Consider the following 18,497-nt stretch of genomic DNA (forward strand, 5'->3'; position numbering starts at 1 on the left):
GCCGCGGCCGCCGGGCCCGGCCGCGATGCGGCGCGACGGCGACCGGCTGCGGTTCGTGGGCGCCGCGACGCGGCGCATCGCCCGCGGCATCGACCTCGACGAGATCGTGATGGGCCTGTGCCGGGCCACGGTCCCGACGTTCTCGGACGCGATCCTGGTCTATCTGCGCGACCCGCTGCCGGTGGGCGACGAGCGCCCGGTCGGGCCGCTGCTGCTGCGCCTGCGCCGCACCGACCGCATCCCCGAGGACCACGACGCCGACGGCGGCACGCTGCCCGCGCTCCAGGTGCAGTCCGACCTGGCGACGGCCTCCGAGCTGTGCGAGGTCCGCGTCAACAGCGCCCTCGACCACGTGCTGCGCGGCGTCCGGCCGGTGTTCGCGGACTCCGCCGTGGCGCTCGGCGCGCTGCCGGAGCTGCTCGGCGCGGGCCGCTCGGTCCCGGGCGGGCAGCGGGCGATCCTGGCGCCGCTGCGGGGGCGGCGCCGGGTGATCGGCGCGGCGGTGTTCCTGCGCCGCCCGGACCGGCACCCCTTCGAGGCCGACGACCTCCTTGTGGCGGCCCAGCTCGCCACGCACAGCGCCCTCGGCATCGACAAGGCCGTCCTGTACGGCCGCGAGGCGTACATCGCCGACGAGTTGCAGCGCACGATGCTCCCCGAGACCCTGCCGCGCGCCACCGGCGTGCGGCTCGCCTCGCGCTACCTCCCGGCCGCCGAGACCGCCCGCGTCGGCGGCGACTGGTACGACGCGATCCCGCTGCCCGGCAGCCGCGTCGCCCTCGTCGTCGGCGACGTCATGGGCCACTCGATGACGTCCGCGGCGATCATGGGCCAGCTCCGCACCACCGCGCAGACCCTCGCCGGGCTGGACCTGCCGCCGCAGGAGGTGCTGCACCACCTCGACGAGCAGGCCCAGCGGCTCGGCTCGGACCGCATGGCGACCTGCCTGTACGCGGTCTACGACCCGGTCTCGCACCGCATCACCATCGCCAACGCGGGCCACCCGCCGCCCGTCCTGCTGCACCTGGGCGGGCGCGCGGAGGTGCTGCGCGTGCCCCCGGGCGCGCCCATCGGCGTGGGCGGCGTGGACTTCGAGGCCGTCGAGCTGGACGCCCCGGCGGGCGCGACGCTGCTGCTGTACACGGACGGGCTCGTGGAGTCCCGGCTGCGGGACGTGTGGACCGGCATAGAGCAGCTCCGCGAGCGGCTCGCCGCCACCGCCCAGCTCACCGGGCCGGACCACCCGCCGCCGCTGGAGGCGCTCTGCGACGAGGTGCTCGACATGCTCGGGCCCGGCGACCGCGACGACGACATCGCCCTGCTCGCCGCCCGCTTCGACGGCATCGCGCCCAGCGACGTGGCGTACTGGTTCCTGGAACCGGAGGACGCCACGCCGTCGCGCGCCCGCCGCCTGGCCCGCTCCGCCCTGGAGCGGTGGGGCCTGACGGACCTGAACGACGCCGTGGAGCTGCTGGTCAGCGAGGTCGTCACGAACGCCGTGCGGTACGCCACGCGCCCGATCACGCTGCGGCTGCTGCGCACCGACGTACTGCGCTGCGAGGTCGGCGACGACGTGCCGCAGTTGCCGCGGCTGCGGCAGGCGCGGGCCACGGACGAGGGCGGCCGCGGCCTCTACCTGGTCAACAGGCTGGCGCGGCGCTGGGGCGCCACCCGGCTGAGCACGGGCAAGGTGGTCTGGTTCGAGCTGAACCAGAGCTGAGCCGGGGCCGGGCTGGAGCCGAACAGGCCCCGCCGTGCCCCGGCCTGCTCCTGCCCGGATACGCCAACGCCCCGGAACCATTGGTTCCGGGGCGTTGGCGTATCCGGGCCGTGTCCCGCGGCAGCCCTATTCGTCGGACCTGCTCGACCGGTCCGCCCGCCGGTCCTCGGGGTCGTCGGGCGTGCCCGTGCCCCCGGTGGACGGCGGATTCGTCGACGGGGTCGTCGGCGGCGTCGTCGTCGGGGTGGTGGGCGGCGGAGTCGTCGGCGGCTTGGTCGTCGGCGGCTTCGTCGAGGACGGCGGCGTCGTCGGCGGCTTGCTGCTCGGCTTGTCCTCGTCCTCCTCCGGCTGGGTCGGCCGCAGGGTCGGCGTCGGCGGGGCCTGGGTGGTCGGCTCCGGCGGCGGCGCGACGGCCGCGCCCATGTCGGTGTCGAGGTCGAACTTGGTGCGCGAGCCGGTCGCGTCGAAGGTGTACGCCGCCCAGATCTCCGCCGGGAAGCTGCCGCCGTCGACGCGCGGCTTGCCGCCCGCGCCCCGCATGGAGACCTGGGTGCCGCGCTTGACATCGCCGTCGTCCTTGGGCTGCTCGCCGAACAGGCCGACCGAAGTGACCAGCTTCGGCGTGTAGCCGACGAACCAGGCCGACTTGTTGTCGTCGGACGTACCGGTCTTGCCCGCCACCTGCTGCCCGTCGCGGGTCGGCGCGTCGCGCACGGACTTCCGGGCGGTGCCGTCGTCGACCACGCCGGTGAGCACGGAGGTCACGGAGTCCGCGGCGCCCCGCTTGATGACCTGATCGCCGATCGCCCCGGGCAGCTCGACGGCGCGGTCCTTGTGCTCGACGGACTTCACGAGCCGCGGGGTGACCTTCTTGCCGTGGTTGTCGAGGGTGGCGTACACCCCGGCCATCTCCAGGGGGCTCGCGCCCATCGAGCCGAGCGTCTGCGCGGGCACGGCGGGCAGGCCCTTGACGTCCATGCCGAGCTTGCCCGCGGTCTCCAGGACCTTGTCCATCTTCACGTCCACGCCCATCTGCGCGAACACGGAGTTGATGGACTTGTTCATCGCGGTCTGCACGGTGACCGGGCCGTAGGAGACGTCGTCCTCGTTCGGCGGCGCGAAGGCGATGTCGCTGCCCTTGACGGGGCGCTCGCTGCGGCCGCTGTAGATCGTGTTCGCCGTGATCGGCGTGCCGTCCTGCGTGGTGGCGCCCTCCTCCAGGGCGGCGGCGAGTATCAGCGGCTTGAAGGTGGACGCGGGCTGGTAGTCGGTCCGGGTCGCGTTGTTCCGGTAGTGCTTGAGGTAGTCGCTGCCGCCGTACATCGCGACGACCGCGCCGGTCTTGGGGTCCACGGACACGGCGCCCGCCTGGACGCGCGCGTCGGCCTTGCTCTTCTTCGGGTCGAGGCGGTCGTTGAGCTTGCGGTCGACGGCCTTCTCTAGCTGGCGCTGCTTCTTGCGGTCGATGTTCAGCGTGATGGTGTAGCCGCCCAGCTTGAGCTGCGCCTCCGCCTCGGACTTGGTGTAGCCCTGCCGCATGATCTGCCGCTGCACGATCTCGTTGGCGAACTGCACCAGGTAGCCCGTCTGCCCCTTCATACCGGGCGCGGCCTTCGGCGGGTCCGGGTAGGGGAACTTCAGGCCGTCGCGCTCGCCGGAGTCCAGCCAGTCCTCCTCGACCATGTTGTCCAGGACGTAGTTCCAGCGCTCCTTGACCAGCTTCTTGCCGGTGTCGGAGGCGGTGGCCCAGTCGTAGGAGCTCGGCGCCTGGAGGAGCGCGGCGAGGTAGGCGCCCTGCGCGACGTTCAGCTTCGCTGCGTCGACGCCGTAGTACGCCTGGGCGGCGGCCTGGATGCCGTAGGCGCCGCGGCCGTAGTAGCTGGTGTTGATGTAGCCCGCGAGGATGTCGTCCTTGCTCTTCTCGCGGTCCACCTTCAGCGAGATGACGAGTTCCTTGAGCTTGCGCGAGACGGTCTGTTCCTGCGACAGGTAGTAGTTCTTGACGTACTGCTGCGTGATCGTCGAACCGCCCTGCTTGCCCTTGCCGGACAGGGTGTTGAGCACGCCGCGCGCGGTGCCCTTGAAGTCGATGCCGGTGTCCTTGTAGAAGGACTTGTTCTCGGCGGCGACGAAGGTGCGCTGGACGTCCTTGGGGATCTCGTCCAGGTCGACGATCTCGCGGTTGACGTCGCCGTCGCGGTAGAAGACCGTGCCGTCGCTGTACTTGAAGATGTTGCTCTGCTTCTTCGCCAGGGCGTTGCCCTTGGGGATGTCCACCACCAGGTAGAGGACGACGAAGCCGAGGATGCCGAGCAGGATGACGCCGAAGAAGTAGCCGAGGAGCTTCTTCCAGGTGAAGAAGCGGCGGATGCCGGTGGGCTTGGGCTTGCCGCCGCGGGGGCGCTTGCCCGGGCGGCCGCCGGAGCCGGAGCCACCGGAGCCGGACCCGGCCCCGGCACCGGGCCCGCCGGGGCCGGTGCCCGCCGGGCCGTCCGCCGCGGGGCCCGTACCGGCACCCGGGTGCGTACCGGTGTCCGGAGTACCGGCGTCGGCGGGAGTGCCGGCGGCCGGAGTGCCGCCGGACGGGCGGCCGCGCGCTGCCCGGCGCGCACCGCGCTGCCGCGCTTTTCGCTCTTCCGCTCGGCCCATGACTGTGGTCGCTCCGCTCTTCTCGTCGTCGCTTCTCGTCGCTTCTGGTCGCTCCGCGTCGCCCGCCCGCCGACGGCCCGGCGCCGGTTCGCCGGCTCCTCGCCCCCGTGCAGCCCACGCGTCCCCCGCGTCCCATACAGGACAGGTCAGCTCATGAAGCTAACACCGCACCGAATGACAGAAGACGCCCGATCCGGTCTTTTCCGGACGTGACAATGAGCACCCACCGCGAGGGAACCCTTACCACTCCACCGGAATCGACTCCCCCGAAGCGCGGACGGTTGCCTCCCGTTTCCGCCGGAGTACTCCCTTCCGCGCCTACACACTCGGCGTATACACCGCACGTATACGTGGTGTGTATAGTGCTCCGCATGTCCATCGGTCACACCCTCCTCGGGCTGCTCGAGTCCGGACCGCGCCACGGTTACGACCTCAAGCGCGCCTTCGACGAGAAGTTCGGGCACGACAAGCCACTGCACTACGGGCAGGTCTACTCGACCATGTCCCGCCTGCTGAAGAACGGCCTCGTGGAGGTCGACGGGATCGAGGCGGGCGAGGGTCCGGAGCGCAAGCGGTACGCCATCACCGAGGCGGGCATCACCGATGTCCAGCGGTGGCTCGCCACGCCGGAGAAGCCCGAGCCGTACCTCCAGTCCACCCTCTACACCAAGGTCGTCCTCGCGCTGCTCACGCACCGCGACGCCGCCGACATCCTCGACACCCAGCGCTCGGAGCACCTGCGCATGATGCGCATCCTGACCGACCGCAAGCGCAAGGGCGACCTCGCCGACCAGTTGATCTGCGACCACGCCCTGTTCCACCTGGAGGCGGACCTGCGCTGGCTGGAGCTGACCTCCGCCCGGCTCGGCCGGCTCGCCAAGGAGGTACTGCCCGCATGACCCCCGCCGGCTCCCTGCTCTCCGCCCACGGGCTGCGCAAGGCCTACGGGCCCACGACCGCGCTCGACGGCGCCGAGTTCTCCATCCACCCGGGCGAGGTGGTCGCCGTGATGGGCCCCTCCGGCTCCGGCAAGTCCACGCTCCTGCACTGCCTGGCCGGGATCGTGCGCCCTGACGCGGGCGAAATCTCGTACAACGGCCAGGAATTGACGGGTATGACGGACACTGCGCTCAGCGCGCTGCGGCGCAGCGAGTTCGGCTTCGTCTTCCAGTTCGGCCAGCTCGTGCCGGAGCTCACCTGCGTCGAGAACGTGGCGCTGCCGCTGCGGCTGAACGGCGCCCGGCGCAAGGACGCCGAGCGCACCGCCCTGACCTGGCTGGAGCGCCTGGAGGTCGACGACGTGCGCGGCAAGCGCCCCGGCGAGGTCTCCGGCGGCCAGGGGCAGCGCGTCGCCGTGGCCCGCGCGCTGGCCACGAGCCCGCGCGTGGTCTTCGCCGACGAGCCGACCGGCGCGCTCGACTCGCTCAACGGCGAGCGCGTCATGGAGCTGCTCACCGACGCCGCCCGCAGCGCCAACGCCGCCGTCGTCCTCGTCACGCACGAGACCCGCGTGGCGGCGTACTCCGACCGCGAGATCGTCGTCCGCGACGGCAGGTCACGGGACATGGAGCGCGCCGTATGAGCATGACCCCGACGCGCTCGGGCCCGTCGGCGGACCCGGCGCGGCAGGCGGCCCCCGCCTCCCCGGACCGCCCCGCGGGCCCGACCGGTGCCCGCGCCTGGGCGCGCGACCTGGCCATGGGGCTGCGCTTCGCGGTCGGCGGCGGCCGTGAGGGCTGGATCCGCACGATCCTCACCGCGGTCGGCGTGGGCCTCGGCGTGGCGCTGCTGCTCGGCGCCGCGTCGGTGCCGGAGCTGATGCACCACCGCGACGCCCGCTCCACCGCCCGGACGCCGCTCGGCGAGATGAGCGGCGAGAAGGTCGAGCGCTCCGACTCGACGGTCCTGATCGTCAACGCGGGCACCGACTTCCGCGACTCGGAGATCAGCGGCCGCGTGGTCCGCGCCGACGGCGGCCACCCGGTCCTGCCGCCCGGCCTCGACGCGCTGCCGGGCCCCGGCGAGCTGGTCGTCTCCCCCGCGCTGCGGGAGCTGATGGACAGCTCCGACGGCAAGCTCCTCAAGGAGCGCTTCAGCCAGTACCGCCTCACGGGCACCATCGGTGACGCGGGCCTGATGCGCCCCAACGAGCTCTTCTACTACCTCGGCTCCGACACCCTCACCAAGAGCGACGGCGCCTACCGCACCGGCGCCTTCGGCTACAAGGTCACCGAGGACCCCCTCGACCCGCTCCTGGTCGTCCTCGTCGTCCTGATCTGCGTCGTCCTGCTGACCCCCGTACTGATCTTCATCGGTACGGCGGTCCGCTTCGGCGGTGAGCGGCGCGACCAGCGGCTCGCCGCGCTGCGCCTGGTGGGCGCGGACCGGCGGGCGGTGCGCCGCATCGCGGCGGGCGAGGCGCTGTGCGGGGCGCTGCTCGGGCTCGTCGCGGGTGCCGGGTTCTTCCTCGCCGCGCGCCAGTTGCTGGGCGTCGTCGACATCTGGCAGGTCAACGCGTTCCCCTCGGACATGGTGCCGCTGCCGGGGCTCGCCGCGCTGATCCTGCTCGCCGTGCCGGTCTCGTCGGTGCTCGTCACCCTGGTGTCGCTGCGCGCGGTCGCCATCGAGCCGCTGGGCGTGGTGCGCAGTGCGTCCCCGCGCGGGCGCCGCCTGTGGTGGCGGCTGCTGCTGCCGGTCACCGGCCTGCTCATCCTGCTCGGCCAGGACCGCATCGGCTCCTCGGCCACCTCCGACGACGTGCACGTCTACACCATCGCGGTCGGCGCGACCCTCGCCCTGGTGGGCCTCGCGACGCTGCTCCCCTGGCTGGTGGAGGCGGCCGTGCGGCGGCTGCGCGGCGGCCCGGTGCCCTGGCAGCTCGCCACCCGCCGGCTGCAGATGAACAGCGGTACGGCGGCCCGCGCGGTCAGCGGCATCACGGTCGCGGTGGCGGGCGCCGTCGCCCTGCAGATGCTGTTCGCGTCCATGCACGACGACTTCAACACCACCACGGACCAGGACCCGCACCGCGCCCAGCTCAGCGTGTACTCGCCGAAGGGCAGCGGTCCGCTCGCCCAGCGCATGATCGACGACTTCCGCGCCACCAAGGGCGTCGAGGGCGTCATCGGCACGGTCTCGGCGTACGTCGTGAAGCCCGGGAAGCTCGGCAAGGGCGACGACATCCGGCCGACCACCGAGCTGTCGGTCGGGACCTGCGCCACGCTGCGCGAGCTGGCGCACGTCGGCCGGTGCGAGGACGGTGACACGTTCATCGTGCACGCGGACGACCAGGAGCAGAACGCCTGGGTCGACCGGACCGCGCGCCCCGGCAAGCGGATCGACCTCAACTACGACAGTTGGGGCGACTCCACGACCAAGGGGCACGGCGCGCACGCGCCGTGGACGCTGCCGAAGTCGACCCGCGTCGTACAGGCCCGGCCCGACCCGGTCGGCGACCGGTACAACGGCATCCTCGCGACGCCGGGCGCCGTCGACGTGGACCGCATGGCCGACGCGCAGACCCGCGCCATGGTCCAGATCGACCCCGGCGTGACGGACGCGGAGGAGTACGTGCGCAACACCGCGGCGCGCATGGACCCGCTGGTCCGCGTGAACACCATCCGCATGATCGAGCGCGACAAGCAGTACGCCTCCATCCAGCGGGGCCTCCAGGCCGGGGCCATGGCGACGATGACCCTGATCGCCGCGTCCATGCTGGTGTCGATGCTGGAGCAACTGCGCGAGCGCAAGCGCCTGCTGGCGGCCCTGACCGCCTTCGGCACCCGGCGTACGTCGATGGCCTGGTCGGTCCTGTGGCAGACGGCGATCCCGGTGGCCCTCGGCCTGGCCCTCGCGGTCGCGGGCGGCCTGGCCCTGGGCGCCGTGATGTGCCGCATGGTGAACAAGTCGGTCACGGACTGGCTGGTCTTCCTCCCCCTCACCGCCGCGGGCGCGGCCCTGGTGGCGCTGGTCACCCTGCTGAGCCTGCCACCCCTGTGGCGCATGATGCGCCCGGACGGCTTGCGCACGGAGTAGCAGTGCGGCGTGGTTCCCCGGGCCCCAAAGGGGCGCGGGGAACTGCGCGACCAGCCACGACGGCGCGGCACACGCCCGACGGCACAAGCCCCCGAAGGGGCGCGGGGAACTGCGCGACCAGCCACGACGGCGCGGCAGTCGGCCGACGACACAAGCCCCCGAAGGGGCGCGGGGAACTGCGCGACCAGCCACGACGGCGCGGCAGCCGGCCGACGACACAAGCCCCCGAAGGGGCGCGGGGAACTGCGCGACCAGCCACGACGGCGCGGCAGCCGGCCGACGGCACAAGCCCCCGAAGGGGCGCGGGGAACTGCGCGACCAGCCACGACGGCGCGGCAGCCGGCCGACGGCACAGGCCCCTGAAGGGGCGCGGGGAACTGCGCGACCGGCCAACGAGGCGCGGCGGACGGCAACGGCAGACACCCCCGCGGCGGCAAGCCGCAGAGCCCCGGCGCAGCCGGGCCCCAGCCGGAAGCCCAGCCGGGCCACAGCCCTCGCACCCGCCGCGGCGCGGCTAAAGCACCCGCACGGGCAGCGACCGCAAGGCCTCCCGCAGGGCCCGCGCCAACTCCTCGTACTCCGCGGCCCGCGCCGCCCCCGACCGCATCGCGAAGGCGACCCGCCGACTCGGCGCGGGATCGGCGAAGTACCCGGTGAGCAACTGACTGCTGCGGCTCGTCTCCACCCGCACAGCCGTCCGCGGCAGCAGCGTCACCCCCAGCCCTCCGGCCACGAGCTGCACGAGCGTGGAGAGCCCCGCGGCGGTCGTGGTGACCGGCGCGTCGTCCCGGCCCGCCTCCCGGCAGATGTCGAGGGCCTGGTCCCGCAGGCAGTGCCCCTCGTCGAGCAGCAGCAGGTTCAGCTCGCGCAGCGCCTCGCGCGGAATGCCCTCGCGCCCGCCCAGCCAGTGGTCGAGCGGCGTGACAAGCACGAAGTCCTCGTCGAAGAGCGGCAGCTCCGTGATGCCCGGCACCCCGAGCGGCACGGCGAGCAGCAGCAGGTCGAGCCGCCCGGCGGCCAGCCCTTCAAGCAGCGAGGACGTCTGCTCCTCGTGCACCTGGAGGTCCAGGTCCGGGTACTTCTCGTGGACCAGGGTCAGCACCGCCGGCAGCAGGTACGGCGCCACGGTCGGGATCACGCCGAGCCGCAGCGCCCCGGTGAACGGCGCCTTCACCGCGTCGGCCTCCTCCAGGAGCGCCTCGACCTCGTCGAGGACCGCCTTGGCGCGCACGGCGAGCCGCTCCCCCGCCGGGGAGAGCAGCACCTTGCGCGTGGTGCGCTCCAGGAGCTGGACACCGAGTGCCTCCTCCAGCGCGGAGACGGCACCGGACAGCGCGGGCTGACTCATCCCGATTGCTGCCGCCGCGTCCCGGAAGTGCAGATGTTCGGCGACGGCGGCGAAGGCACGGAGCTGTGCGAGGCTGGGCTGCTTGCCCCTATTTACGGCAGGCACTGATAACTACCTCCAATCAACACGACCGAGTGTAGCTATTTCCCTAATCAATGCACTCTGTGCCACGATCGTCAGCAGTCCAACCCCGTGGAACCCCTTACCGGGTTCCGATCGCTGCAAGGAGAGCGCGTGCTCACTGTCGGTGACAAGTTCCCCGAGTTCGACCTGACCGCCTGCGTCTCGCTGGAGAAGGGCAAGGAGTTCGAGCAGATCAACCACAAGACCTACGAGGGCAAGTGGAAGATCGTCTTCGCGTGGCCCAAGGACTTCACCTTCGTGTGCCCGACCGAGATCGCCGCGTTCGGCAAGCTGAACGACGAGTTCGCTGACCGCGACGCCCAGATCCTCGGCTTCTCCGGCGACTCCGAGTTCGTGCACCACGCCTGGCGCAAGGACCACCCGGACCTGACCGACCTGCCCTTCCCGATGCTGGCCGACTCCAAGCACGAGCTCATGCGCGCGCTCGGCATCGAGGGCGAGGACGGCTTCGCGCAGCGCGCCGTCTTCATCGTGGACCAGAACAACGAGATCCAGTTCACGATGGTGACCGCCGGCTCCGTCGGCCGTAACCCGAAGGAGGTCCTCCGGGTCCTCGACGCCCTCCAGACGGACGAGCTGTGCCCGTGCAACTGGAGCAAGGGCGAGGAGACCCTGGACCCGGTCGCGCTGCTGGCCGGTGAGTGAGCATGGCCCTCGATGAACTGAAGGCCGCCGTCCCGGACTACGCCAAGGACCTGAAGCTGAACCTCGGCTCGGTCATCGGCAACTCCGAGCTGCCCAAGCAGCAGCTCTGGGGCACGGTGCTCGCCTGCGCGATCGCCTCGCGCTCCGCGCAGGTGCTGCGTGAGCTGGAGCCCGAGGCGAAGGCGAACCTGTCGCCGGAGGCGTACACCGCGGCCAAGTCCGCGGCCGCCATCATGGCGATGAACAACGTCTTCTACCGCACGCGTCACCTGCTCTCCGACCCGGAGTACGGGACGATGCGCGCGGGCCTGCGGATGAACGTCATCGGCAACCCGGGCGTCGAGAAGGTCGACTTCGAGCTGTGGTCGCTCGCGGTCTCCGCGATCAACGGCTGCGGGATGTGCCTCGACTCGCACGAGCAGGTGCTCCGCAAGGCCGGTGTCGACCGGGACACCATCCAGGAGGCCTTCAAGATCGCTTCGGTGATCCAGGCCGTCGGCGTCACCCTGGAGACGGAGTCCCACCTGGCCTGACGGCCACGTGCCTCCCCCTCCCCCAGGGCCCCGCTCCCCGCGAGCGGGGCCCTGGGGCTTTCTTGTACGCACCCGAGCCCGCAGCCCCGCGTACGCCCCCAGGCCACGGCCTGGCACCCCCACGCCCTCCCACTCACCCACCCGCAGCCTGGCGGCCCATAGGTGAGCGGCCACCCCACCCGCCGCTCCGCGACGAACGCTTCCCACCCGCCCACCCGTACCACCCCGGCGACTACGCCTAGCCCCGACCTGGCGGCTTACAGGCGAGTGCCCACCCTGCTCGCCGCTCCGCGGCGAATCCCTCCCACCCGCCCACCCGTACCACCCCAGCGACCACGCCCGACCCCGACCTGGCGGCTTACAGGCGAGTGCCCACCCTGCTCGCCGCTCCGCGGCGAATCCCTCCCACCCGCCCACCCATACTGCCTCGGCGACCACGTCCCACCCCGACCTGGCGGCTTGCAGGTGAGTCGTTGGCTGCTCCGCTTGACCATCCCTGTGCAGCGGGCGGACGAGACCTTCCAGCCCGTCCGGCGATTGAGGACGAGCCGCGCAGCGGCAATGAAGGGGCGGGTGGGCGGGGGCCCATGCTCCGGCAGCCACCCAAATATTGGACGCGGGCAGACGGAAGCATTCAGCCCGCCCGACGGTTGCGGGCGAGCCGCGCCGCGGTGACCAAGGCGCGGGTGGGCGGGGAAGCGGGGCTTCGGCAGCGGTCCGGGGGGCCGGTCGCGGGCAGGCCGGAGCGTTGAGCCTGCCCGCCGGTTGTGGACGAGCCGCGCAGCGGCGACGAAGGGGTGGAGGACGGAAACCCCCGCTGCGGCAGCCGCCCAGAACCAGTCGCCGACCGGGGGGCACACCGAGCCCGTCCGGCGAATGAGGACAAGCCGCGCAGCGGCGGGTGAGCCGGGGTCCATACATCGGCAGCCACCCAGGAGCGGACGCCGGCAGGCCGGAGCATTCAGCCCGTCCGGCGATTGAGGACAAGCCGCGCAGCGGCGATGAAGGGGCGGGTGGGCGGGGAAGCGGGATTCGGCGGCTGCCCAAGGTCGGTCGCGGGCAGACGTAAGCATTCAGCCCGTCCGGCGGTTGAGGACGAGCTGCGCAGCAGCCATGGAGGGGCGGGTGGGCTGGGAAGCGGGCTCGGCGGCTGGCCTAGGCCGGTCGCGGGCAGGCGGGAGTTTGAGCCCGTCCGGTGGTTGAGGGCGAGCTGCGCAGGGGCCATGGAGGGGTGGGAGGCGGCTTCGGTGGCCGCCCGCGGCCCGTCGCGGGCGGGAGGCGGCTTCGGTGGCCGCCCGGGGCCCTTCGCGAGCGGGCGGGTGGGTGGGGGCTGCCTGGTGGTCGAGGGCTAGTCGCGGAGCGGGGATGGGGGGCGGGTGGGCGGGAGGTGGGAGTTGGGGGGTCAGGCGTCTTGGGGTGGGGGGTCCGCCACTGCTTCGGCTTGGCGCAGAGCCATCTCCCGGGCGTAGGCCCGCAGGTAGCCCACCACCGTGTTGGTCACCGCGACCAGCGGCACGGCCACCACGGCCCCGCCGATGCCCGCGACCATGCCGCCCGCGGCCACGGAGAGCACCACCGCCAGCGGATGCACCTGCACCGCCCGGCCCAGGATGAAGGGCTGCAGGATGTGCCCCTCGATCTGCTGCACCGCCAGCACCACCACGAGCGCCATCACCGCCGTGAACACGCCCTGCGTCACCAGCGCGACCACGACCGCGAGCGCCCCGGACACCACCGCGCCCACCAGCGGGATGAACGCGAACAGGAAGATGAAGACGGCCAGCGGCACGGCCATGGGCACGCCGAGGAAGTAGATCCCGAGCCCGATGAAGACCGCGTCGATGAGGGCCACTATCACCGTGCCCCGCACGTACGCGGTGAGCGTCTTCCACGCCCGCGGCCCCGCTCCCGCGACGCCCGGCCGCGCCGCGGCGGGCACCAGCTTGAGGCACCACTTCCAGATGCGCGGCCCGTCGTACAGCAGGAAGAGCGTGGAGAACATCGCCAGCAGGATGCCCGTCAGCGTCTCCATGATGACGGTGACGCCTTCGAGGCTCGCGGAGGTGATCTCCTCGGAGTTCGCGCCCACCGCCTCGCGCAGGCTCTTCGCGATGTCGTTGATCTGGTCCTCGGTGACGTGGAAGGGGCTGTTGAGCAGCCACTTGCGCAGGTCCTCGATGCCGTCCTGGACCTGGCTGGAGAGCGTGTCGACGTTCTCCATGACCTGCCAGACCACGAACCAGCCCACCAAGCCCATGATCACGAAGCCGAGTACGGCGGTGACCATCGTGGCGAGCCCGCGCGGCAGGCCGAGCCGGGAGAGCCGGGCCACGGTCGGCTGGAGCAGCGCGGTGATGAGCAGCGCGGCCACGAACGCGAACACGACGAGCTGCACCGCGCTGATGACCCTCATCAGGACCCAGACGGTGCCCGCGAGCACGAGCAGCCGCCACCCGGCCTCGGCCGCGACCCGCATGCCCCACGGCACGGCGGCCACCGGGTCGGGGCGTGCCGCTATGGCGGGGGCGTAGGTGGGCGGCGCGGGCACCTGGCCCGCGGCGGCACCCGCCTCCCCGTCGCCGTCCGCGTCCGTACCGGAGTCGTCGCCCGCGCGCGCGTCCGCGGCGTGCCGCACCAGGTCGGCGTACCGCTTCCGCAGTGACAGCTTGGGCCCGGCCGGCCGCCCCCGGGCGGGACCGGAGTCCGCCGCGGCACCGACCGCCGCGGACGTCGTCCCCGTACCGGACGTCGTCCCCGTACCGGGCACGCCACTGTCGACGGTCGCGTCGGCAGCTCCGTCGGCGGATGCGTCAGCAGCTCCGTCGGCGGACGCACCGGCGGGTCCGTCCGTGGGTGCGCCCGCGTTCACGCCGGGGTTCACGCCCGCGCGCCCGTCCGCGTCGGCGCCTGCGGAGGCGGAGGCAGAGGAGCCGGAGGAGACGGCTGAGGTGTCAGGGGCGGCGGAGGCGTCGGCGGAGGCGTCCTCGGGAGCGCCGGGGGCGGAGCCCGGCGCGGTGGTCGCGGTCGGCGGAGGCGCGTCCGACGGTACGTTTCTCCCGGTGCTGCCGACGCTGCCGGTGCCACCGAGGGTGCCCGTGCTGTCGGGGCCGTCAGGCCTCGTCGGGGCGGCGGGCGCCGCCGGTTCCGGTTCGGGGGTGTCCGGGCCGTCGTCCTGGGCGCGGCCCGCGCCCAGGCGCTCCCCCAGCCTGGTCAGGCCGGTGCCGACACGGCGGCGCCACCCTGGAACTCGCGACATGATCCCGTCCTCTTCCCCCGTGTTGCCCCGCCGTGGCCCCGGCCGACCGGGGCGTCCGCACCGACCGTACACGGGCGAAGCCCCCCACCGTAGGACGGTAGGGAGCCGCAGGCGGTTGAGCGCGCGCTCAGTACCAGTGGTTGGCCTGCCAGAAGTCCCATGCTCCGCACGGGCTGCCGTAACGCTCGTTCATGTAGTTGAGGCCCCACTTGATCTGCGTGGCCGGGTTGGTGCGCCAGTCGGCGCCGGCCGAGGCCATCTTGGAGCCGGGCAGCGCCTGGACAAGGCCGTATGCGCCGGAGGAGGCGTTGGTGGCGCGGTAGTTCCAGGTGGACTCGTGGTTCACGATGTTGCTGAAGCACTGGAACTGGCCCGCGGGGACCATCTGCCGTGCCATCGCCTGGACCTGGGCGACCGTGTAGGAGCTCTGCGGGGCGAAGTCGGAGGCGTCGCGGCTGGAAGAACGGCTCGCCTTGTTCTCGAGGCGCTCCTTCTTCTCCTTCTCCTTCTTCTCCGCGGCCTCCTTGGCGGCGGCCTTCCTGTCCGCCTCCGCCTGCTTCGCCGCCTTCTGCTTGGCGACGGCGTTCTTGGCGGCCTGGACGCGGGCGGCCTCGGCGGCGGACGTCTTCGCGGCGGAGTCGGCGGCCGTCGCCTGGGCGTCGGCCTGCTGCGCCACGGAGGTGGTCTGCACCTGGGCCTGTTCGCCCGCCGGGATGTCCGCGAGGAGGGTCGCGTCGCTCGCCGTCGCCTCGAGGTCGTTCGAGTTCGAGGACTCGGTGTTGCCCGAAGCGACGCCCACGACGGCGCCGACAGTGGTGACCGCGGTGGCCGAGGCCACTGCGAGTCCCCGGACCGAAATCCGGCTCACACGGTTTCCTTCCAGCATCGCCCGCATAGGTGACCTCGCGGACGCAATCGTGCCCCTGACGCTGGCCTCCGCTTGCTACTCGGTCACGGGAGGCGCGGGCCCGGTGGACAACTCCCGTGACGGGAGCGCCGCGTGGTGCTTCGGGCGGCATACGGCGACCACTATGAAGTTCTGTTGTTCCGTACCGCTGGGGGTACAGGAGTGCCGTATGCGGGGCCTGACAGGACCCAGACTCTGCCGTAGCGAGACGCCGCGAGGCAATTCCGCGTTGCGTGGGAAAGCTCACATCCCGTTTGTCCCAGGAGTTTTACGGAAACCCAGACGCGCGGGGCAGCAGCCCCACTAGGCTCGCTCGCTTCACCGGCCGCGGGCAACCGCCCCCGCCCCGGGGGTGTTTCGGCAAAACCCGCCCCATCCACGGAAAATCCCCCGCCCCGGGCGGGATCGGGGGATTCCGGGCGGCTCAGCCGGTCCGTGTGTCCGTGTACCCGTGTGTCCGTGTACCCGTGTGTCCGTGTGTCCGTGTACCCGTGTACCCGTGTACCCGTGTACCCGTGCGGACCGGGTCAGATCTGGCTGTCCTCCAGCATCTCCGTCACCAGGGCCGCGATCTGCGACCGCTCCGAGCGGGTGAGCGTGACGTGGGCGAAGAGCGGGTGCCCCTTCAGCTTCTCGATGACGGCGACCACGCCGTCGTACCGGCCGACTCTGAGGTTGTCGCGCTGGGCGACGTCGTGGGTCAGGACCACGCGGGAGTTCGCGCCGACCCGGGACAGCACGGTCAGCAGGACGTTGCGCTCCAGGGACTGGGCCTCGTCCACGATGACGAACGCGTCGTGCAGGGAGCGGCCGCGGATGTGCGTGAGCGGCAGCACCTCCAGCATGCCGCGCGCCGACACCTCCTCGATGACCTCCTTGCTCGCGACCGAGCCGAGCGTGTCGAAGACGGCCTGCGCCCAGGGCCCCATCTTCTCGGCCTCGGTGCCGGGCAGATAGCCGAGCTCCTGACCGCCCACCGCGTACAGCGGCCGGAAGACCATCACCTTCTGGTGCTGGCGCCGCTCCAGGACGGCCTCCAGGCCCGCGCACAGGGCGAGCGCCGACTTGCCGGTGCCGGCCCGGCCGCCCATGGAGACGATGCCGACGTCCGGGTCGAGGAGCAGGTCGAGGGCGACCCGCTGCTCGGCGCTGCGGCCCTTGAGCCCGAAGGCCTCGCGGTCGCCGCGGACCAGCCGGACGCTGCCCTCGGCCGTGACCCGGCCGAGGGCCTTGCCGCGCTCGGACTGGATGGTCAGCCCGGTGTGCACGGGCAGCCCCGCCACGTCGGGGACGTACAGCGTCTCCGTCTCGTAGAGGAGGTCCACCTGCTCGGCCGACAGGGTCAGTTCGGCCATGCCCGTCCAGCCGGAGGAGTCCGTGATGGCGAGCTCCGCGCGGTACTCCTCGGCGAGGAGGCCCACGGAGGACGCCTTGATCCGCAGCGGCAGGTCCTTCGAGACGACGGTGACGTCGTAGCCCTCGGCCTGGAGGTTGCGGGCCACGGCGAGGATCCGCGAGTCGTTGTCGCCCAGGCGGTACCCCGCGGGGAGCACGCCGGGGTCGGAGTGGTTGAGCTCGACGCGCAGCGTTCCGCCGAGGCCGCCGATCGGGATGGGCGCGTCCAGGCGCCCGTGCCGGATCCGGCAGTCGTCGAGCAGGCGCAGGGCCTGCCGGGCGAAGTAGCCGAGTTCGGGGTGGTGGCGCTTGGCCTCCAGCTCCGTCACGACGACGATCGGCAGCACCACTTCGTGCTCGTCGAAGCGCGCGAGCGCGTTCGGGTCGGCGAGCAGGACGCTGGTGTCGAGTACATAGGTGCGCCGGCCTTGCTGGCGCTTCGTGCTGGTCACCACGGAAGGACGTACCCCCTCGGATGAGGTCGTCGGGGAGCGACGGAGGGAACTGGGCCGGTCTGCGGCCCCCGCGCGGGCCGGAGACCGGCCCTCCGTGTCGTCCGCGCTCACCGCGCGGTCGTCCTGGCGCAAAGGGCCTCCCGGGCGGACGGCCCCGTGCCGTCCGCTGAGATACGGCGCCCGTGACTCGGGCGCCGACCTGGAGGGTTCATTCCCTCGAAGAAGCACAGCCATGCCAGGGCATATGACGGCGCGTTCGTTAACTCCCGGTTACCTGAACCTCGTTCCGGCCGTACGTCATCCGCCGTAACGGCGGTGGCGCGCGGCGTAGTCACGCAGCGCGCGCAGGAAGTCCACCTTCCGGAAGGCGGGCCAGAAGACTTCGCAGAAGTAGTACTCGGAGTGGGCGGACTGCCACAGCATGAACCCCGAGAGGCGCTGTTCGCCGCTCGTGCGGATCACCAGGTCGGGGTCGGGCTGGCCGCTGGTGTAGAGGTGCTTGGAGATCTGCTCGACGTCGACGCTGTCGGCGATCTCCTCGATGGACGTGCCGCGCTCGGCGTGGTCGAGGAGCAGCGAGCGGACGGCGTCGGCGATCTCCTGCCGGCCGCCGTAGCCCACGGCCACGTTGACCAGTATGCCCTGGTTGGTGTCGGTGGCCTGCTCGGCCTCCTTCAGGACGCGCTGGGTGCTGGCCGGGAGCAGGTCGAGGGTGCCCACGTGGTGCACGCGCCAGCGGCCGTCGGCGGCGAGGCTGCGGACCGTTCCCTCGATGATGCCGACGAGCGGGACGAGTTCCTCGTCGGGCCGGTCGAGGTTGTCCGTGGAGAGCATCCACAGCGTGACGACCTCGACGTCGGTCTCGGCGCACCAGCCGAGGAACTCCTCGATCTTGTAGGCGCCGGCCTGGTGGCCCTGCGCGGTGGTGCCCCCGGAGGCCTTCGCCCAGCGACGGTTGCCGTCGAGGATGACGCCGATGTGCTTGGGCACCTGCGCGTGGTCGAGGCGGCCTTCCACCCGGTGTGCGTACAGCCGGTACACCAGGTCGCGCAAGCTCACGAGATTCCACCTCTCACGAAAGTTGGCCGCTGCCCCGATGGGCCGGCCGGCCGGGGGTGCGGGGGCGGACGGCAGCCCCTGAGGCGGAAAGGGTACCGCTGTGCGGACGGGCTTCCGGCCCGGGTGCCGCCCCGGCCGGAACAAAGCAGGACACGGGGCCCGCCCGGCACTTGGCACCGACACGGAGGACGAGCAGGTGGGGGCCTTGGCGGAGGGAGTTCCGTGAGCGTGGGCGCGTGCGGCGCGTTCGGCGCGTGCGGACGGCACGCGGGTTCCAGCCCGCCCGGCGCCCGAGGACGAGCCCGCGGCACGACGCTTTCAGCCCGTCCGGCGCTTGAGGACGAGCGCGCA

The 18,497-nt window shown here is 72.3% G+C and carries 12 protein-coding genes; 6 read left to right on the plus strand and 6 right to left on the minus strand.

Annotated elements, in window-relative coordinates:
* On the plus strand, positions 1–1,720 hold a 1,720-nt coding region (locus tag IE330_RS18825; RefSeq protein ID WP_373314683.1), incomplete at its 5' end, for an ATP-binding SpoIIE family protein phosphatase.
* Positions 1,721–1,846: 126 nt separating this feature from the next.
* Here IE330_RS18825 and IE330_RS18830 read toward each other — a convergent pair.
* Positions 1,847–4,369, minus strand: a complete 2,523-nt coding sequence (locus IE330_RS18830) for a transglycosylase domain-containing protein (protein ID WP_190137213.1) — start codon at positions 4,367–4,369, stop codon at positions 1,847–1,849.
* 371 nt (positions 4,370–4,740) lie between these two features.
* Here IE330_RS18830 and IE330_RS18835 point away from each other — a divergent pair, with 371 nt between their 5' ends.
* From IE330_RS18835 to IE330_RS18845, 3 genes are read left to right on the plus strand one after another with little or no spacing between them, the layout of a single operon-like run.
* Positions 4,741–5,268 carry a PadR family transcriptional regulator gene (locus IE330_RS18835; protein ID WP_190137214.1) on the plus strand — a complete coding sequence of 176 codons (528 nt, stop codon included), beginning with the start codon at positions 4,741–4,743 and terminating at the stop codon, positions 5,266–5,268.
* Positions 5,265–5,951 (plus strand): ABC transporter ATP-binding protein, encoded by a 687-nt coding sequence (locus IE330_RS18840; protein WP_190137215.1) that lies wholly within the window; start codon positions 5,265–5,267, stop codon positions 5,949–5,951. The genes IE330_RS18835 and IE330_RS18840 overlap by 4 nt, the downstream gene beginning before the upstream one ends.
* Positions 5,948–8,404, plus strand: a complete 2,457-nt coding sequence (locus IE330_RS18845; protein ID WP_190137216.1) for an FtsX-like permease family protein — start codon at positions 5,948–5,950, stop codon at positions 8,402–8,404. The genes IE330_RS18840 and IE330_RS18845 overlap by 4 nt, the downstream gene beginning before the upstream one ends.
* A gap of 514 nt (positions 8,405–8,918) precedes the next feature.
* Here the strand turns inward: IE330_RS18845 and IE330_RS18850 are convergent.
* On the minus strand, positions 8,919–9,857 hold the full coding sequence (locus IE330_RS18850) for a LysR substrate-binding domain-containing protein (RefSeq protein ID WP_190137217.1): 939 nt from the start codon (positions 9,855–9,857) through the stop codon (positions 8,919–8,921).
* A gap of 129 nt (positions 9,858–9,986) precedes the next feature.
* On the opposite strand from IE330_RS18850, the gene IE330_RS18855 reads away from it, so the two are divergent.
* Both IE330_RS18855 and IE330_RS18860 read left to right on the plus strand, forming a co-directional pair.
* Entirely contained in the window at positions 9,987–10,541 is a 555-nt protein-coding gene (locus tag IE330_RS18855; protein ID WP_190137218.1) for a peroxiredoxin, read from the plus strand.
* Positions 10,542–10,543: 2 nt separating this feature from the next.
* Positions 10,544–11,074: an alkyl hydroperoxide reductase gene (locus IE330_RS18860; RefSeq protein ID WP_190137219.1), complete on the plus strand. Its 531-nt coding sequence runs from the start codon at positions 10,544–10,546 to the stop codon at positions 11,072–11,074.
* A gap of 1,402 nt (positions 11,075–12,476) precedes the next feature.
* Here IE330_RS18860 and IE330_RS18865 read toward each other — a convergent pair.
* The 4 genes from IE330_RS18865 to IE330_RS18880 form a co-directional block, all read right to left on the minus strand.
* On the minus strand, positions 12,477–13,955 hold the full coding sequence (locus tag IE330_RS18865) for an AI-2E family transporter (protein WP_229925764.1): 1,479 nt from the start codon (positions 13,953–13,955) through the stop codon (positions 12,477–12,479).
* A gap of 502 nt (positions 13,956–14,457) precedes the next feature.
* On the minus strand, positions 14,458–15,198 hold the full coding sequence (locus IE330_RS18870; RefSeq protein ID WP_506005382.1) for a lysozyme family protein: 741 nt from the start codon (positions 15,196–15,198) through the stop codon (positions 14,458–14,460).
* A gap of 566 nt (positions 15,199–15,764) precedes the next feature.
* Positions 15,765–17,087, minus strand: coding sequence for an RNA 5'-3' helicase PhoH2 (gene phoH2, locus IE330_RS18875; protein ID WP_190137221.1), 1,323 nt, complete (start codon positions 17,085–17,087; stop codon positions 15,765–15,767).
* A 297-nt stretch (positions 17,088–17,384) separates the two neighbouring features.
* A complete protein-coding gene (locus IE330_RS18880; RefSeq protein ID WP_190137222.1) occupies positions 17,385–18,146 on the minus strand; it encodes an isoprenyl transferase in 762 nt (253 codons plus the stop codon).
* Positions 18,147–18,497: the final 351 nt, after the last annotated feature.

This window comes from Streptomyces longispororuber, assembly GCF_014656095.1.
Taxonomy (GTDB): Bacteria; Actinomycetota; Actinomycetes; order Streptomycetales; family Streptomycetaceae; genus Streptomyces; species Streptomyces longispororuber.